This is a genomic window from Polaromonas sp. P3_C2 (genome assembly GCF_056402675.1).
In genome coordinates this window covers 1-905 of record NZ_JBFUGX010001069.1, presented here as the reverse complement: position 1 = coordinate 905, position 905 = coordinate 1, and the positions used below count along the sequence as shown (strand labels likewise).

General features: G+C 63.5%; 1 protein-coding gene and 1 pseudogene. Both read left to right on the top strand.

Annotation, left to right across the window (positions count from 1 at the left end):
• Window positions 1-430: sulfite exporter TauE/SafE family protein (locus tag AC1DWI_RS24645; protein ID WP_477726109.1), on the top strand; the 430-nt coding region annotated here is incomplete at its 5' end.
• A 44-nt stretch (window positions 431-474) separates the two neighbouring features.
• A pseudogene (locus AC1DWI_RS24640) lies at window positions 475-905 on the top strand (nitrite reductase); the annotation flags it as partial.

The following is a 905-nucleotide window of genomic DNA, read 5'->3' as shown; positions in this document are numbered from 1 at the left end:
CTACAAGGTGCTGCGCGGCAAGGCCGCCCCTACCACCATCGCGCCCGAACTCATAGGCCAGGCCACGCGTGCGCGCCACTGGTCGCTGCCGCTGCTGTTTGGCGCGGTCATCGGCACGCTGGTCACTTTGACGTCAGTCGGCGCGGGTGCCATCGGCGTGATCGTGCTGATGCTGCTCTACCCCACCCTGCCGCTGCCGCGCATCGTGGCGGCCGACATTGCCCACGCCGTGCCCCTGACGCTGGTGGCGGGCCTGGGTCATGCCTCCATCGGTTCGGTCGACTGGCCGCTGCTCATCAAGCTGCTCGCCGGCTCGCTGCCCGGCATCTGGCTGGGTTCGCACCTGGTGCACAAAACGCCTGACCGCGTGATCCGTTCGCTTTTGTCCGTGCTGCTGGCCTATGCCGGCGTGAAGCTGATTTCGATCTGACCCTCTCCTTATAAAAATCCCACGACGTTTGAATCCCGACAGCCATGTACCAATACACAGAATTTGACCGCGAGTTTGTCAAGGCCCGCGCCAACCAGTACCGTGACCAGCTGACCCGCTGGCAGGCAGGCCAGTTGCCTGAAGACGAATTTCGCCCGCTGCGCCTGCAAAACGGCTGGTATGTACAGCGCTATGCGCCCATGCTGCGCGTGGCCGTGCCTTATGGCGAGCTGTCGAGCGCGCAGATGCGCGTGCTGGCCAAAATCGCCCGCGAATACGACCAGCCCAACGCCGCGCTGTTCAATGAAGCCCAAGCCAAGCAGGACAAGCTCGGCCCCGTCAATCTGAAAAACGGCCTGTCGGTCAGCTCCAAGCTGACCACCGGCTACGCCCACTTCACGACGCGCCAGAACGTGCAATACAACTGGATTCCGCTCGACAAGTCGGCCGAGGTGATGGACCTGCTGGCCAGCGT